This is a genomic window from Flavobacterium artemisiae, from assembly GCF_042678225.1.
Classification (GTDB): domain Bacteria; phylum Bacteroidota; class Bacteroidia; order Flavobacteriales; family Flavobacteriaceae; genus Flavobacterium; species Flavobacterium artemisiae.
The window spans coordinates 342,059-356,860 of sequence record NZ_JBHUDZ010000012.1 but is presented as its reverse complement, the minus strand read 5'-3'; the positions used below and the strand labels follow the sequence as shown (position 1 = coordinate 356,860).

Sequence of the window (14,802 nt, the reverse complement as noted above, 5' to 3'; positions counted from 1 at the left end):
TTGGGTATCGTATATAATGAAATATCGAAATTGACGCTTTTTGATCTTTTTTTACTTTTGTTTTGCTATTATAATGAACAGGGAATTGCTGTGGTTATAGAAATACAATTAAAAAAAATAAAAAATGAGTAAGACATTATTTGACAAAGTATGGGATTCACATGTTGTGCGTAAAATTGAAGATGGGCCAGATGTGTTTTTTATTGACCGCCATTTCATTCATGAAGTTACGAGTCCTGTTGCTTTTTTAGGATTAAAATCAAGAGGCGTTAACGTTTTATACCCAGAACGTACTTTTGCTACTGCAGACCACAATACACCAACCATAAACCAACATTTACCAGTTCAGGATCCACTTTCTGCTAATCAGCTTCAGGCTCTTGAAGATAATGCTAACGAATACGGAATTTCGCACTGGGGATTAGGTCACCAAAAAAATGGAATTGTACACGTAGTAGGTCCTGAAAACGGAATTACTTTGCCAGGTGCTACTATTGTATGCGGGGATTCGCATACGTCTACTCACGGTGCTTTTGGAGCTATCGCTTTTGGTATCGGAACATCTGAGGTTGAAATGGTGCTTTCTACTCAATGTATTATGCAGCCTAAACCAAAGAAAATGCGTATTAACGTAAACGGACAACTAAGTAAAGGTGTTGGACCAAAAGACGTTGCGCTTTATATTATTGCTCAATTAACTACTTCTGGAGGAACTGGTTACTTCGTTGAATACGCCGGTGATGTTTTCGAAAACATGACTATGGAAGGCCGTATGACAGTTTGTAACTTAAGTATCGAAATGGGTGCTCGTGGCGGAATGATCGCTCCTGACCAAACTACTTTCGATTTCTTAGAAGGAAGACTTTACGCTCCAAAAGGAGAAGCTTGGACAAAAGCTGTCGAATATTGGAAAACTTTAAAAACAGATGCTGATGCTGTTTTTGATGCTGAATTAAACATCAAAGCAGAAGATATCGAACCAATGATTACTTACGGTACAAACCCAGGAATGGGAATTGGTATCACCAAACATATTCCAAACGCTAAAGAAGTTGAAGGCGGTGAGGAAACTTACAAAAAATCTTTAGCTTACATGGGCTTCAACGAAGATGATGTAATGATCGGAAAACAAATCGATTACGTTTTCTTAGGAAGCTGTACAAACGGACGTATTGAAGATTTTAGAGCTTTCGCTGAAATTGTAAAAGGAAGAAAAAAAGCGGATAATGTGACGGCTTGGTTAGTTCCTGGATCTCACGTTGTTGAAGCACAAATTAAAGAAGAAGGAATTTTAGATATTTTGACAGAAGCTGGTTTCGTATTACGTCAGCCGGGTTGTTCTGCTTGTTTAGCAATGAACGATGATAAAGTTCCTGCTGGAAAATATGCAGTAAGTACTTCAAACAGAAACTTTGAAGGTCGTCAAGGTCCTGGTTCAAGAACACTTCTTGCAAGTCCAATTATGGCTGCTGCAGCTGCTGTTACAGGAAAACTAACAGATCCAAGAGAGTTATTTTAGATTGGAGATTTTAGATTTCTCACTTTGCGTAATCTTCGTCTAAATTTCTTCAAATAAAATTCTAACATTATTTAAAACAAAACATTTTAGATTCTGTGTTTAAGTTTTCAAAAGAAAATCTAAAATCTGAATTCTAAAATCTAAAATTCCAAAAAATGGCATACGATAAATTTAATATACTTACAAGCAGCGGTGTACCGTTGCCAATTGAGAACGTAGATACAGATCAAATCATCCCAGCTCGTTTCTTGAAAGCTACAAAACGTGAAGGTTTTGGAGACAATCTTTTTAGAGACTGGAGATACAACGGAGACGATACTCCAAAAGCAGATTTCGTTTTAAACAACCCAACTTACTCAGGAAAAATCCTTGTTGGAGGAAAAAATTTTGGTTCTGGATCATCTAGAGAGCACGCTGCGTGGGCAGTTTACGATTACGGATTCCGTGCTGTGGTTTCCTCTTTCTTTGCGGATATCTTCAAAGGAAACTGTTTGAATATTGGTGTTTTACCAGTACAAATCAGCCCGGAGTTTTTAGCTAATATTTTTAAAGCTATCGAAGCTGATCCAAATACAGCATTAGAAATCAATCTTCCGAACCAAACGATTACTTTATTGTCAACTGGAGAACAGGAATCTTTTGATATTAACGGTTACAAAAAGAACAACTTAATTAATGGTTTTGACGACATTGATTATTTACAAGACATGAAAGAAGATATTAAGGCTTTCGCCGATAAACTTCCTTACTAATAGAAACCTCATTCAGGATATTAGACCCGACAGGTTTTTGAAACCTGTCGGGTCTTAATTAATAATACAAACCCGCTATCATTTCGAATTGACAGAAATATAGAATATCAATATGGAAAAAAGAAAAATTGAAATAATGGATACGACGCTTCGTGATGGTGAACAAACCTCAGGAGTTTCATTTTCTGCTGCAGAAAAACTAACCATTGCGCAATTGTTGTTGGAGGAATTAAATATTGATAGAATCGAAATTGCTTCTGCACGCGTGAGCGAAGGAGAATTTCAAGCCGTAAAAAGCATTACTTCTTGGGCTGAAGAAAAAGGTTACATCAACAGAATCGAAGTTTTGACGTTTGTTGATGGAGGTGTTTCGATTGATTGGATGAAAAAAGCGGGCGCCAAAGTGCAGAATTTATTGACTAAAGGATCAATGAATCACTTAACGCATCAATTGAAAAAAACACCAGAACAGCATTTTTCTGAAATAGCCCAAATTATCGCTTTAGCTAAAGAAAACAACATTGAAACGAATGTTTACTTGGAAGACTGGAGCAACGGAATGCGAAATTCTCAAGATTACGTTTTTCAATTTCTGGATTTCTTAGCAACTCAGCCCGTTAAAAGAATTTTACTTCCAGATACTTTAGGCGTTTTAATTCCGTCTTTGGCATTTGAATTTATTTCAAAAATTAAAGCAAAATATCCAAATATTCATTTTGATTTCCATGCGCATAATGACTACGATTTAAGTGTTGCCAATGTTATGGAAGCTATAAAAGCCGGCATCAACGGACTTCACGTAACAGTAAACGGAATGGGAGAACGAGCTGGAAATGCACCTCTTGAAAGTACTGTTGCTGTAATCAATGATTACTTACCAGAAGTTAGCATCAACATTAAAGAAACTTCATTGTATTCTGTAAGCAAATTGGTAGAAACATTTACAGGTTATAGAATTCCTGCGAATAAACCAATTGTTGGTGACAACGTTTTTACGCAAACTGCCGGAATCCATGCCGATGGTGACAACAAAAACAATCTGTATTTTAATGATTTACTTCCAGAACGTTTTGGAAGAAAAAGGAAATATGCTCTCGGAAAAACTTCAGGAAAAGCTAATATCGAAAAGAATCTTCAGGAATTAGGTTTAAAACTAAACAACGAAGATTTGAAATTGGTTACCCAAAGAATTATCGAATTGGGCGATAAAAAAGAAACCGTAACTAAGGAAGATCTTCCATACATTATTTCGGATGTTTTGGACAGTCATACTTACGAAGAAAAAATAAAAATCGAGTCCTATATATTAGTACACTCAAAAGGAATGCGTCCGTCGACTACTTTATCCTTAAATCTTAATGGAGAAATAATTGAAGAAAATGCGCAAGGAGACGGTCAGTTTGATGCTTTTATGAATGCTTTATCGAAGATTTACAAAAGCAAAAAACTAACGCTTCCAAAATTAATTGATTACGCCGTTAGAATCCCGCCAGGAAGTAGTTCTGATGCGTTGTGCGAAACCATCATCACATGGGTCAATAACGGAAAAGAATTCAAAACCCGCGGATTAGACTCAGATCAAACTGTTGCAGCGATTATTGCGACACAGAAAATGCTTAACATTATAACTTAAATATAGTTGCAAAGGCTCAGAGGAACAGAGGGGCAAAGACTAAAAAAAGAGTCTTCATCCCAACACCTTTGAACCTTTGTACCTCTGAAACTTAGAACCTTTTAAAAAATATAGAATGAAATTAAACATAGCCCTTTTAGCCGGAGACGGAATCGGACCAGAAGTAATCAATGAAGCTGTAAAAGTATCTGATGCTATTGCACAAAAATTTGGACATGAAATCACTTGGAAACCAGCTTTAACTGGTGCCGCTGCGATTGATGCTGTAGGTGAACCTTATCCAGATTCAACACACGAAGTTTGTAAAAATGCTGATGCAGTTCTTTTTGGAGCGATTGGCCACCCTAAATACGATAACGATCCTTCTGCACCAGTACGACCAGAACAAGGGTTGTTAAAAATGCGTAAAGCATTAGGTCTTTTTGCAAACGTAAGACCAACTTTTACATTCCCATCTTTATTAGATAAATCGCCGCTAAAAAGAGAAAGAATCGAAGGAACTGATTTAGTTTTCTTAAGAGAATTAACAGGCGGAATTTACTTTGGTGAAAAAGGAAGAAAAGATAACGGAGATACTGCTTACGACAACTGTGTTTACACAAGAGCCGAAGTACAGCGTTTAGCTAAAAAAGGTTTCGAATTAGCAATGACTCGTTCTAAAAAACTATGCTGCGTTGATAAAGCAAACGTTTTGGAAACTTCACGTTTATGGAGAGAAACGGTTCAGGCAATGGAAAAAGACTATCCAGAAGTTGAAGTTTCATATGAATTTGTTGATGCTGTTGCTATGCGTTTAGTTCAATGGCCAAACTCTTATGACGTATTAATTACTGAAAACTTATTTGGAGATATCTTGACAGACGAAGCTTCTGTAATTTCTGGTTCAATGGGATTAATGCCTTCTGCGTCTATGGGAGCTGAAGTATCTTTATTCGAACCTATTCACGGTTCTTACCCGCAAGCTACAGGATTGAACATAGCTAACCCAATGGCTACTATTTTATCTGCTGCAATGATGTTCGAAAACTTCGGATTGATAGAAGAAGGAAAAGCAATGAGAGATGCTGTAAACAAAGCTTTAGAAGCTGGAGTAGTTACAGAAGATTTAGCTAACGGAGGCAAAGCATACGGCACTAAAGAAGTTGGTGACTGGTTAGCTGCGAATGTATAATTTTTGTTTCAAGTTTTATTTGTTTCAAGTTTCAAGTTGGAAAAACCTGAAACTTGAAACCTGAAACAAAAACAACATAAAAAAAGGGATCAATTTTCATTGATCCCTTTTATATTTTAGAAAAAACTCTTAGTAATCTCCTCTGTTTCCGCGATCTCCGCCACGGTTGTTTCCGTAACCACCACGATTGTTGTTTCCTCCGCGGTTGTTGTTAAAACTTCTTCTTTCGCCTTCTGGTTTTGGTTCAGATTTGTTTACAACAATTGTACGTCCTGAAACTACTGCTCCGTTTAATTCGTCAATTGCTTTTTGAGCCTCAGCGTCATTTGGCATTTCAACAAAACCGAATCCTTTACTTCTTCCAGTAAATTTATCAGTAATAATTTTAACAGAGTCAACTGTTCCATAAGCCTCAAAAGACTCTCTTAAATCTGCTTCCTCAATACTGAATGGAAGGCTTCCAACGAAAATATTCATAGATACTTTTTTATAATAATACAAATGTAGTCTTATTTTTTTCTAATCTGCAATTCGATCGTTTATTTAAGTTTTTATTGTGAAATCTTCTCAAACTCAGAGTAAATAAGTCACAGATTACAAGATTGTTAATTATTTTTATTTGAAAAACGATTCAAGAAAAAATAATTCAACTTCTAAAAACTAACTCACTGTAAGTCTAAACTTTACATGAAAAATCATTAAAATCAATAATTCCTAATTTGAGCGTAGAATTCAGAAAAAAATTATATCTTTGCGCCCTTAATTAACGGAGGTCGAGTACCTCAAAATTTAATCATACGATTATGTCAGTAAAAATTAGATTACAAAGACACGGTAAAAAAGGAAAACCTTTTTACTGGGTAGTAGCTGCAGATGCACGCTCAAAAAGAGATGGTAAATACTTAGAGAAAATCGGTACTTACAATCCAAACACTAACCCAGCAACTGTAGAGTTAGATCTTGACAGTGCAGTTAAATGGTTACACAATGGTGCACAACCAACTGATACTGCTAGAGCTATCCTTTCTTACAAAGGTGCTTTATTGAAACACCACCTTGATGGAGGTATCCGCAAAGGAGCTTTAACTCAAGAGCAAGCTGACGCTAAATTAGCAGCTTGGTTAGAGTCTAAAACAGGAAAAGTTGATGCTAAAAAAGATGGTTTATCTAAAGCAAAAGCTGATGTTAAAGCTAACGCTTTAAAAGCTGAAAAAGAAGTAAACGCTAAACGTGTTGCTGCTGCTGCTCAAGCACAGGCTGACGCTGAAGCTGCTGCTTCTGCTGTAGAAGCTACTGAAGAAGTTGCTGAGGCAACTGAAGAAGCTCCTGCTGCTGAAGAGAATAACGAAACAACTGAAGCATAATAATTTTATTTAGCGAGAATGCGTAAAGAAGAATGTTTTTATTTAGGTAAAATCGCTAAAAAATTTAGTTTCAAAGGTGAAGTCTTGATCTACTTAGATACAGATGAACCTGAGTTATACGAAAATTTGGAATCAGTGTTTGTTGACCACAACAAACACTTGGTTCCTTTTTTTATTGAGTCAAGCTCAATACATAAAAACGACTTTCTTAGAGTTCGTTTTGAAGATGTAAATACCGAAGAAGATGCTGATGCATTAGTCGGAAATGGTATTTATCTTCCTTTATCTATGTTACCAAAACTTAGCGGTAACAAATTTTACTACCATGAAGTTATTGGTTTTGAAATCGAAGACCAACGTCTGGGTGTTTTCGGAAAAATTACTTCTATAAATGATTCAACTGCACAGCCGCTTTTTGAAGTTTTAAATGGCGAAGTAGAAATTTTGGTTCCGATGATCGATCATTTCCTTGTAAAAATTGATCGTGAAAACAAAAAAGTCATCATGAATCTTCCAGAAGGACTTGTGGAAATGTACCTTTAATTTAAATTCCAATATTTTAAATTCCAAATTCCAAACCTGAAAAGGTAAATTCCAATTTTTAAGATCTCAGTCTCAAAGCATATGTTTTTTGAAAGAAAAAACTTATTTTTTTATTGCTTTGTTTTATATTTGCATATCGAGAAAATTGAAATTTAAATATTGGAATTTATGAAACCATACAACTTAGAAGAAAGAACTTTGTTGTTTGCTAAGGAATGCCGAATTTACTTTCAATCATTACCTAAAAATACTTCAAATATTGAAGATGGAAAACAATTAATAAGATCTTCTGGTTCGATTGGGGCAAATTATATCGAAGCAAATGAAAAATTAGGAGATAAAGATTTAATTTTTAGATTAAAAATTGCTCGAAAAGAAGCTAAAGAGTCTAAATTTTGGCTTCAACTATTGAATGATTTAAATCCTGATCAAAAATCTCTTTCAGAATCCTTATTATTCGAAATAGAAGAATTAAGAAAAATCCTTTCTGCTATAATTACTAAAACATCTAGATACTAAAATTAATTTTTAGTCCTATTTTTGCAACAGAAAAATTAACTTCTCCACTTTCAATTGGAATTTGGAATTTAAAATATTAGAATTTTACATTTATGTTTCAGTTTAAGCAATTTTCTATTTCCCAAGATCGATGTGCCATGAAAGTCGGTACAGACGGTGTTTTATTGGGTTCTTGGGCTCCTATTTTTAATAATCCTTTTAGTGTTTTAGATATTGGTGCAGGAACTGGAATTATTGCTTTGATGATTGCGCAGCGCTCTGGAGCAGAACAAATTGATGCTTTAGAAATCGATGAAGATGCTTACGAAGAAGCTGTTGAAAATTTCGAAAATTCTCCTTGGGGCGATAGATTGTTTTGTTTTCATGCTGGCTTAGATGAATTTATCGAAGAACCAGAAGATGAATATGATTTGATTGTTTCGAATCCGCCATTTTATGCTGAAAATTATAAGACAGATAATGAACAACGCGATTTAGCACGTTTTCAAGACGCAATGCCTTTTGAGGAACTGGTTGAAGCTGCCGATTTACTACTTTCTGAAAACGGAATATTTGCTGTAATTCTTCCATTCAAAGAAGAAGAAAATTTTATTGCTTTAGCCAAAGAATCAGAATTGTATCCAATGAAAATTACACGTGTAAAAGGAACACCGGCGTCTGAAATCAAACGCAGTTTATTGGCTTTCAGCAGAAATGAAGTTTCTGAAATTGAAATTGATGAATTGGTCATCGAAATCGACAGACATGTTTATACGCCTGAATATATTGAGCTTACAAAAGAATTTTATTTAAAGATGTAAAAAAAACTTTGTCAAAATTTAAACTTTGACAAAGATTCTAATTTATATATAATAAGACATTTTCAACAAGTCTTCTAAGCTTGCTCAAACAGACTTTTAAATTGATATAAAATTCGTTCCAGCAAACGCAAATCTTCGGTCACAATTTCTGCACTTCCTTTCATTTCCTGCTGAAAAACAATTTGTTTATGATAAGATGTCTCCAATCCGTTCGGAAGCTCGACATCCAAAAGAAGATTTCCATCTTTATCTGGTACAAGCGAAATATTTTTGATTTTTCCTTTTAAAACACCAAACTCTCTGTCTGGAAAATTGGCCAATCGAATATTTACTCTCTGCCCTACTTTTATCTTTCCAGAATTATGGGTAGGCGCTTTTACTTTACCCACAAATCCGTTTTTGGCATCGGGAATTATAGAAAAAACATTATCTCCAACATTAATCGTCTGGTTTTCATTCCAAACCTGTAAAAATGTTACCACACCGCTAATGGAAGTTTTTAACGTGTATGCCAATTCCCAGTCTTTAATTACTTTTTTTAACTGAAAAAATGACTGTGCAACACTACGCCCTAGATTAACTTCTTCTTTAGTACTGTTAACCTGCGAATTTTGACTTGATTTAGTATTATCAATAAGAGAAGATCTGATTTGCGAAATTGAAGCTAAAATCCCCTTATAATTCTTCATAGCTTGAAGATATCCTAGTTTTTTGGCTTCCATTTCCTGCGCCGAAATAATTCCCTTATTAAATAAAGTTTCAAATCGGGATATTTCATTCTTTTGAAGTTCTAGTTCACTTTCGTTAAGAACTTTCTGTTGCTGCAGAATCTCTAATCTTTCTTTCAGTTGAATTTTTTCAGATGTCTGTGCTCTGCTTTCTATTTCGTACGGATGTAATTCTTGATTTAATTCCTGAGCCTGATAATCTTTTTGAAAAACAGCATATGCACTTTCTATCTCTCCAAGCTGCGTGTTTTTGAGCAATCCAAATGGAAAATCTTTTTTAGAATTATTGATATCATATTGATCAACTAAACTTTTCAGTAAAAAAACATCTTTGTAATTTGCTGTGTTTTCAATAATTGCTAAAGTAGTGTTTTTTGCCACTACAGCTTTATCTTTTACTAAGATAGCTTCGAGACGCCCAGAAGATTTTGAAACTATTTTCTCCGGCGGAATATTCGTTGTAATAACAATTTCTGTACTTACGACGTCGGGATATTTTACAAACCAAGAAACAAAAAACAGCATTACAATAATTGTAAATATCAAAACTGTACCCCAGCGTATCATCCAATGCGGTACTTTGGTCAGTATATCCTGAACCTCTTCACTTCTTAATTCGAATGTATCTTCGGCCATGCTAATTTCCTAATTGTAATTGATTTCTAACCAATTCAAAATAATTTCCTTTTTGCTCTACCAAGGCAGAATGACTGCCTATTTCAATAATTTTTCCTTTATCCAACACCACAATCTGATCGGCATTCATAACTGTACTTAATCGATGCGCAATCACAACAACTGTTTTATCTTTAAAAAAGATATCAAGTTTTTTCATGATTTCTTTTTCATTATTAGCATCAAGAGCCGAAGTTGCTTCATCAAAAAACAAAATCTCAGGGTTTTTATATACTGCTCTTGCAATTAACAAACGCTGTTTCTGACCCGTACTCATTCCGAGTCCTTCAGAACCAATTTTGGTATTATACCCCAAAGGCAGACCGCTTATGTATTCTTTAATATTGGCAACATCTGCCGCATATTCCAGCTTTTTTTTGTCTATTTTATCGACTCCAATGGCAATATTATTGGCTATTGTATCGCTAAAAATAAAACCTTCCTGCATTACAGCTCCAATATTAGCTCTCCAGGCTTTCTGCGAAATATTCTTTAATTGTGTATTTCCAATATTTATTTCTCCTTTTTCAGGTTCATAAAATTTCAGCAGTAATTTCATCAGCGTTGTTTTACCGCTTCCGCTTACACCTACAATTGCTGTAACTTTATTGGAAGGTATTTTCAAATTAAAATCTTCTAAAACAGGAATATCAGATCCTAAATAACGGTAAGAAAGATTTTTTATATCAATATCAGCATCAAAAGAAACATCATTTGTCTGATGTAATTCCTGTTGAGTCTCGTCTTCTTTATTATGAATTTCTGATAATCTCGCAAGCGATATTTTCGCATCTTGCATTTCTCTGACAAATTCTATTAACTGCGAAATAGGTCCGTTCAAACTACCTACAATAGAGCTAATAGCCAGCATCATACCCAAAGTTATTGAACCATCGATTACTAATTTGGCCGATAAAAATATGATGAAAATATTTTTAAGTTCATTTATTACCGAAGATCCAATTGTTTGGGTTTGTTCAAGAACCAATCCTTTTATCGAAACCCTAAAAAGACGTGCCTGAATATACTCCCAACCCCAGCGTTTTTGTTTTTCGGCATTATGAAGTTTTATTTCCTGCATTCCATTTATAAGCTCCATTACTTTGCTCTGTTCTTGCGAAACTTCGGCAAAACGTTTATAATCTAATACTTCTCTTCTTTTTAAAAATAGCGTAATCCATCCAAAATAGAGAATACTTCCTGCAAAAAACACAAAAAAGATTTTAAGATTATAATAGGCCAAAACTCCTCCCATCACTATCATATTGATAAGTGAAAACAGGACATTTAGAGATGAAGTTGTTAGTATCCTTTCGATCCTTCTGTGGTCATTGATACGCTGCATGATATCTCCAGTCATTCGAACATCAAAGAATGAAATTGGCAGGTTCATTAATTTTATAAAAAAATCAGAGATAAGAGAAATATTAATTCTTGTAGAAAGATGCAATAAAATCCAGCTTCTAATTAATTCTAAACCAATTCTTCCTGCAAAAAGAAATAATTGCGCAAAGAGAATTAAATAGATAAAACTAATATTCTGATTCTGAATTCCAACATCTACAATACTTTGAGTCAAAAACGGGAAAATAAGCTGCAGTAAACTGCTTGCCAGTAAACCAACACTAAGCTGTACTAAAAATGATTTATATCGAAGGACATATTGGGACAAAAGACCAAATCCCAGCTCTTTTTTATCTTCTTTATCAAATTCTGATTGAAAAAATTTTGGCGTAGCTTCAATCAATAATGCAATTCCCTCTTGAGTAGATTCGTCTGCATTATTTCCGATCCAAAATTTAATAAAATCTTGTTTATTATATTCAATCAGTCCAAAGGCTGGATCTGAGATATAATAAATTCCTTTTTTAATTTTATAAATTACTACATAATGGTTTTGATTCCAATGCAGTATGCAAGGCAAAGGAGCTTCTTCCAGCCTTTTTAAATCTAGTTTTACACCTAGAGTTCTAAAACCGATTTTCTCGGCGGCATCGCTCAAAAAAAGCAAATTACTTCCTTCACGAGTTGTTTCGCTGCTGTCCCTCAACTCCTGAATCTGAATTGTTTTTCCGTAATGTTTTGCGATTATCTTTAAACACGTTGGGCCACAATCCTTGTTATCTGCTTGTCTATAATTGGTAAATTTTTTCAAACTATGCAAAATTATTCTGACGCAATTTAAGATTTAAATCGAAAGGTTGTTAAAAAAAACAGAGAGGATGTTTATCCTCTCTGTCTAGGTATTTAAAAAAGGTAGTTTTGCAAAACAATTTCGTAGGATTTTGGTACACTGGTTAACCTAACCAAATAAAATCAACTCAGTGACCAAGTTCCTAAGAATCTTTACACCAATCATCAATGTAAAGAATATGCTCAATGTTCCACGATCAAGCGCCTACAAATTAAAAAAAACATGACTAAATTCTAAAAAAGGCTATATTGTATAATTGCATTTAAACTAACAGCAAATACGATTTGAATCGCAAATACCTGATTCTGTATCTAAAGGACAAATTTCTCCTGAACGTATTAATATGCATCCAGCTTCGATAGCAGAAATCCAACATTGTGGAATTCCTGTTGCGATTGTCCTTTGCTCAATTTTGCTTATGCTCTGAGCTCCCTTGAGACTTAATATTTCTTTTAACATAATAACTATTTTAAATAAAAACAGTTTTTTATTTTCTTATTCTATTCTATTCCTGGTGGCAGAGGAGGCATTGGTGTTGTACAAGTTGACGGACTTCCTTCGTATATTCCTGGAAGCGAACCACCTGGGCACCAAGAATAACAATATGTCTCAACTCTTTCTGCTCCAATCACGCAAAAACATTTACAATTGGCAGGCTGTACTGGTGTACCTCCATAAATAGACTTTTGCTCGTCTTTTGTAAGTTTCTGTAAGTTCTCTAATTTTAAAATATTACTTAGCATAATTTGTTGGGGTTGTTATAATAATACTCCGTGAAAATCTAATTTTATTCTCAAAAAACTAGACGCTTATACACGTCGGCAAAGCCACGTATCGTAATCACAATAAGAACCTGTAGGACAAGTACCTTCGTTTGTGCACGCCAACCCGCCTTTAATTACTTTTTTCTCATTCTTTGTAAGCTCTTTAGCTCCTTCAAGTTTTAAAATGTCTTTTAACATGGCTTTTTGTTTTTTGTATTAATAATTGATTTAGGTTTTCATTATGGGAGAAGAAAAAATATCCTCTATTATTATTACTTATGAATTTGAACCACAAAGCGGTCCAAAAACTTTACAATTTCCATTTGTATATTGTATTTCAAGCGGACGATAAGAAAGACATTGTGCATATGTCATTTCCCCTAATGCGTTCCACTCCTCACATTGTATCGGACGGTCTGGAACACCTCCACCATTAATTCTTTTTTGTTCAGTCGAATTCAGCTGCTGAACTCCTTGCAAGACTAAAATTTTTCTTAACATAATTTATTTTTTTTGTACTATTAAAATCTTTAGGCTATTTTCTCTAGAACTTCAACTTTTTCTTCAACAAAATCATTTAGAAAATATTTCAGTTCATTTAATTCGTACTCATTTGGAAAAATCCTGTCGTTTACAATTTTTACTGGTGTATAATTAAAATTGTTTTTAGAACACCATTCGTATTGTTTTTGAATTTCCTGATTAATCATCATGCTTGCAGGTTCATTCTGCCATTTTTTCAACCATTTTTTCAAACTCATTTTCTTAATATGCCAATCCGAAATCGCTTCAACAATTTTACCAGGTGTAGATCTATTGAGCGTTAAAAGCCTTTCTACTACAGCTTTGTATGGATTATCATTGTTTTCTGGATTGATATTAAAAAGAACTTTTAAATATATTTTATCAGGATACTTTAAAACCAACTCAAATGCCTCTTGAAATGCCTTGTGACAATGTCCACAGCTAGGACTTATGATTATCGATAATTTTACTGCACCGCTTTTATTTCCAAAACTTAAACCTCTCAATTCATCTAAACCTTCAGAATGAGGTACTTTTTTAGACAAAAAGTTTAATAACGAATAGTTTCTTTTAAATTTTTTCAACTCTTTCAAAGAAGTATCGTTTGCCAAAAGTTTTTTTATTATTGATTTGACACTCGCCCAAATAGGAATCAGCAATAAAAGCGAAAAAACAAATGGAAAAACAGAAGCTACACTAAAATCCAGTGTAAATGAATCGGATACAAACCAAATAATACTTTGAAACAAGATTAAAAATGAAATGGCCAGACACATTGTACACCATTTTTGAATCTCAAATTTCTGAATCCAAATAGAACATACTACAACTGGAATTGCAAGAAGACTTAAAAATCCAATAAATACAGATGAACTTACGGGCTGAATCAGAATTGCAATAATACTTGAACTAAAGAAAAGTAATGGTAAATCTGAAAAACTAACCCATCTGTTCTCGACATCATCATTAAAACTGATTACTGAATGACAAGAAGAATTAGAACTTAAATTACAAAACTTCGATATTATGGTGTTTTTTACGCCCCATTTTTCTTGAACAATAAATACACTTACTATTAATCCTATTACTGATGTAATTAAAAATGTAACTCCGAATACATCAAAATCATTATAGAAAAATGATAAACCAGTTACTAATACCATTGGCAGAAAATATTTCAACCATCCGTATTCTGCTTTTAAATTTTCACGAGCAACTACATTATTAGGTTCGATCGCTACAATTACACCATTCCAGTCTAAAAGAAATTTTTCATACGACATTCTTAAATTCGATTTTTTCGAAGTATTAATGCGAACAAAATTTTTTGCCTTTTCTACCAAGATTAGCTCATCTTTAAAATATGCTAAAAAGTTAGATGGCAGGTCAACGATTTGTTCTTTCGAAACTCGCACTGCAGCGTTCTCCACAGAAAGCAAATCGAATGAATCTGTAATAGCAAATAAGCTTGGATAATTTGGATGAGAAAGAAATAAATCTTTAAACTCATTTTTGATATCCGAGTATTTGTTTATCTGAAGAAATTTCTGAACTAATTTTAACATCGTCTGCAATCGTTTTTTATCATAATTACACTGCAAATATTGGTGTTTTT

General features: G+C 33.9%; 15 protein-coding genes. 8 read left to right on the top strand and 7 right to left on the bottom strand.

The genetic code is table 11. The features are described 5' to 3' along the window. Nucleotides 1-124: 124 nt before the first annotated feature. The 4 genes from leuC (at nt 125) to leuB (ending at nt 5,075) form a co-directional block, all read left to right on the top strand. On the top strand, nt 125-1,519 hold the full coding sequence (gene leuC, locus ACFSC2_RS12260) for a 3-isopropylmalate dehydratase large subunit (protein ID WP_379815154.1): 1,395 nt from the start codon (nt 125-127) through the stop codon (nt 1,517-1,519). A 155-nt stretch (nt 1,520-1,674) separates the two neighbouring features. Next, nucleotides 1,675-2,271, top strand: a complete 597-nt coding sequence (gene leuD / locus ACFSC2_RS12255) for a 3-isopropylmalate dehydratase small subunit (protein WP_379815155.1) — start codon at nt 1,675-1,677, stop codon at nt 2,269-2,271. A 112-nt stretch (nt 2,272-2,383) separates the two neighbouring features. After that, nucleotides 2,384-3,904, top strand: a complete 1,521-nt coding sequence (locus ACFSC2_RS12250) for an alpha-isopropylmalate synthase regulatory domain-containing protein (RefSeq protein ID WP_379815156.1) — start codon at nt 2,384-2,386, stop codon at nt 3,902-3,904. A 115-nt stretch (nt 3,905-4,019) separates the two neighbouring features. Then, a complete protein-coding gene (gene leuB, locus ACFSC2_RS12245; RefSeq protein ID WP_379815157.1) occupies nt 4,020-5,075 on the top strand; it encodes a 3-isopropylmalate dehydrogenase in 1,056 nt (351 codons plus the stop codon). Nucleotides 5,076-5,204: 129 nt separating this feature from the next. On the opposite strand, the gene ACFSC2_RS12240 is transcribed toward leuB, so the two are convergent. Next, nucleotides 5,205-5,552 (bottom strand): RNA recognition motif domain-containing protein, encoded by a 348-nt coding sequence (locus tag ACFSC2_RS12240; protein ID WP_379815158.1) that lies wholly within the window; start codon nt 5,550-5,552, stop codon nt 5,205-5,207. Between the two features lie 326 nt (nt 5,553-5,878). Between ACFSC2_RS12240 and ACFSC2_RS12235 the strand changes: the two genes are divergently transcribed. The 4 genes from ACFSC2_RS12235 (at nt 5,879) to ACFSC2_RS12220 (ending at nt 8,301) form a co-directional block, all read left to right on the top strand. Further along, nucleotides 5,879-6,439, top strand: coding sequence for a 30S ribosomal protein S16 (locus tag ACFSC2_RS12235; protein WP_379815159.1), 561 nt, complete (start codon nt 5,879-5,881; stop codon nt 6,437-6,439). 18 nt (nt 6,440-6,457) lie between these two features. Then, entirely contained in the window at nt 6,458-6,982 is a 525-nt protein-coding gene (gene rimM, locus ACFSC2_RS12230) for a ribosome maturation factor RimM (RefSeq protein WP_379815160.1), read from the top strand. Nucleotides 6,983-7,150: 168 nt separating this feature from the next. Then, nucleotides 7,151-7,501: a four helix bundle protein gene (locus ACFSC2_RS12225; RefSeq protein WP_379815161.1), complete on the top strand. Its 351-nt coding sequence runs from the start codon at nt 7,151-7,153 to the stop codon at nt 7,499-7,501. Between the two features lie 92 nt (nt 7,502-7,593). Beyond that, on the top strand, nt 7,594-8,301 hold the full coding sequence (locus tag ACFSC2_RS12220) for a tRNA1(Val) (adenine(37)-N6)-methyltransferase (protein ID WP_379815162.1): 708 nt from the start codon (nt 7,594-7,596) through the stop codon (nt 8,299-8,301). Between the two features lie 74 nt (nt 8,302-8,375). Here the strand turns inward: ACFSC2_RS12220 and ACFSC2_RS12215 are convergent, their stop codons facing one another. From ACFSC2_RS12215 to ACFSC2_RS12190, 6 genes are all read right to left on the bottom strand, one after another. Further along, the gene (locus ACFSC2_RS12215) at nt 8,376-9,665 is read right to left on the bottom strand and encodes an HlyD family secretion protein (RefSeq protein WP_379815163.1); all 1,290 of its coding nucleotides are present in this window, start codon (nt 9,663-9,665) and stop codon (nt 8,376-8,378) included. Between the two features lies 1 nt (nt 9,666). Beyond that, complete coding sequence (locus tag ACFSC2_RS12210; RefSeq protein ID WP_379815164.1) at nt 9,667-11,859, bottom strand: peptidase domain-containing ABC transporter; 2,193 nt, start codon at nt 11,857-11,859, stop codon at nt 9,667-9,669. Between the two features lie 539 nt (nt 11,860-12,398). Further along, nucleotides 12,399-12,641, bottom strand: coding sequence for a hypothetical protein (locus tag ACFSC2_RS12205; protein WP_379815165.1), 243 nt, complete (start codon nt 12,639-12,641; stop codon nt 12,399-12,401). Nucleotides 12,642-12,707: 66 nt separating this feature from the next. Continuing rightward, nucleotides 12,708-12,860, bottom strand: a complete 153-nt coding sequence (locus ACFSC2_RS12200) for a hypothetical protein (RefSeq protein ID WP_379815166.1) — start codon at nt 12,858-12,860, stop codon at nt 12,708-12,710. 78 nt (nt 12,861-12,938) lie between these two features. Beyond that, nucleotides 12,939-13,163, bottom strand: coding sequence for a hypothetical protein (locus ACFSC2_RS12195; RefSeq protein WP_379815167.1), 225 nt, complete (start codon nt 13,161-13,163; stop codon nt 12,939-12,941). A gap of 29 nt (nt 13,164-13,192) precedes the next feature. Beyond that, on the bottom strand, nt 13,193-14,752 hold the full coding sequence (locus tag ACFSC2_RS12190; RefSeq protein WP_379815168.1) for a vitamin K epoxide reductase family protein: 1,560 nt from the start codon (nt 14,750-14,752) through the stop codon (nt 13,193-13,195). Between the last annotated feature and the right edge of the window lie 50 nt (nt 14,753-14,802).

Coding starts and splice junctions, on each gene's coding strand:
- ACFSC2_RS12235 (WP_379815159.1), top strand. CDS start 5,879: ATGTCAGTAAAAATTAGATTACAAAGACACGGTAAAAAAGGAAAACCT.
- ACFSC2_RS12220 (WP_379815162.1), top strand. CDS start 7,594: ATGTTTCAGTTTAAGCAATTTTCTATTTCCCAAGATCGATGTGCCATG.
- ACFSC2_RS12190 (WP_379815168.1), bottom strand. CDS start 14,752: ATGTTAAAATTAGTTCAGAAATTTCTTCAGATAAACAAATACTCGGAT.
- ACFSC2_RS12195 (WP_379815167.1), bottom strand. CDS start 13,163: ATGTTAAGAAAAATTTTAGTCTTGCAAGGAGTTCAGCAGCTGAATTCG.
- ACFSC2_RS12240 (WP_379815158.1), bottom strand. CDS start 5,552: ATGAATATTTTCGTTGGAAGCCTTCCATTCAGTATTGAGGAAGCAGAT.
- ACFSC2_RS12225 (WP_379815161.1), top strand. CDS start 7,151: ATGAAACCATACAACTTAGAAGAAAGAACTTTGTTGTTTGCTAAGGAA.
- leuD (WP_379815155.1), top strand. CDS start 1,675: ATGGCATACGATAAATTTAATATACTTACAAGCAGCGGTGTACCGTTG.
- ACFSC2_RS12205 (WP_379815165.1), bottom strand. CDS start 12,641: ATGCTAAGTAATATTTTAAAATTAGAGAACTTACAGAAACTTACAAAA.
- ACFSC2_RS12215 (WP_379815163.1), bottom strand. CDS start 9,665: ATGGCCGAAGATACATTCGAATTAAGAAGTGAAGAGGTTCAGGATATA.
- rimM (WP_379815160.1), top strand. CDS start 6,458: ATGCGTAAAGAAGAATGTTTTTATTTAGGTAAAATCGCTAAAAAATTT.
- ACFSC2_RS12250 (WP_379815156.1), top strand. CDS start 2,384: ATGGAAAAAAGAAAAATTGAAATAATGGATACGACGCTTCGTGATGGT.
- leuC (WP_379815154.1), top strand. CDS start 125: ATGAGTAAGACATTATTTGACAAAGTATGGGATTCACATGTTGTGCGT.
- ACFSC2_RS12200 (WP_379815166.1), bottom strand. CDS start 12,860: ATGTTAAAAGACATTTTAAAACTTGAAGGAGCTAAAGAGCTTACAAAG.
- leuB (WP_379815157.1), top strand. CDS start 4,020: ATGAAATTAAACATAGCCCTTTTAGCCGGAGACGGAATCGGACCAGAA.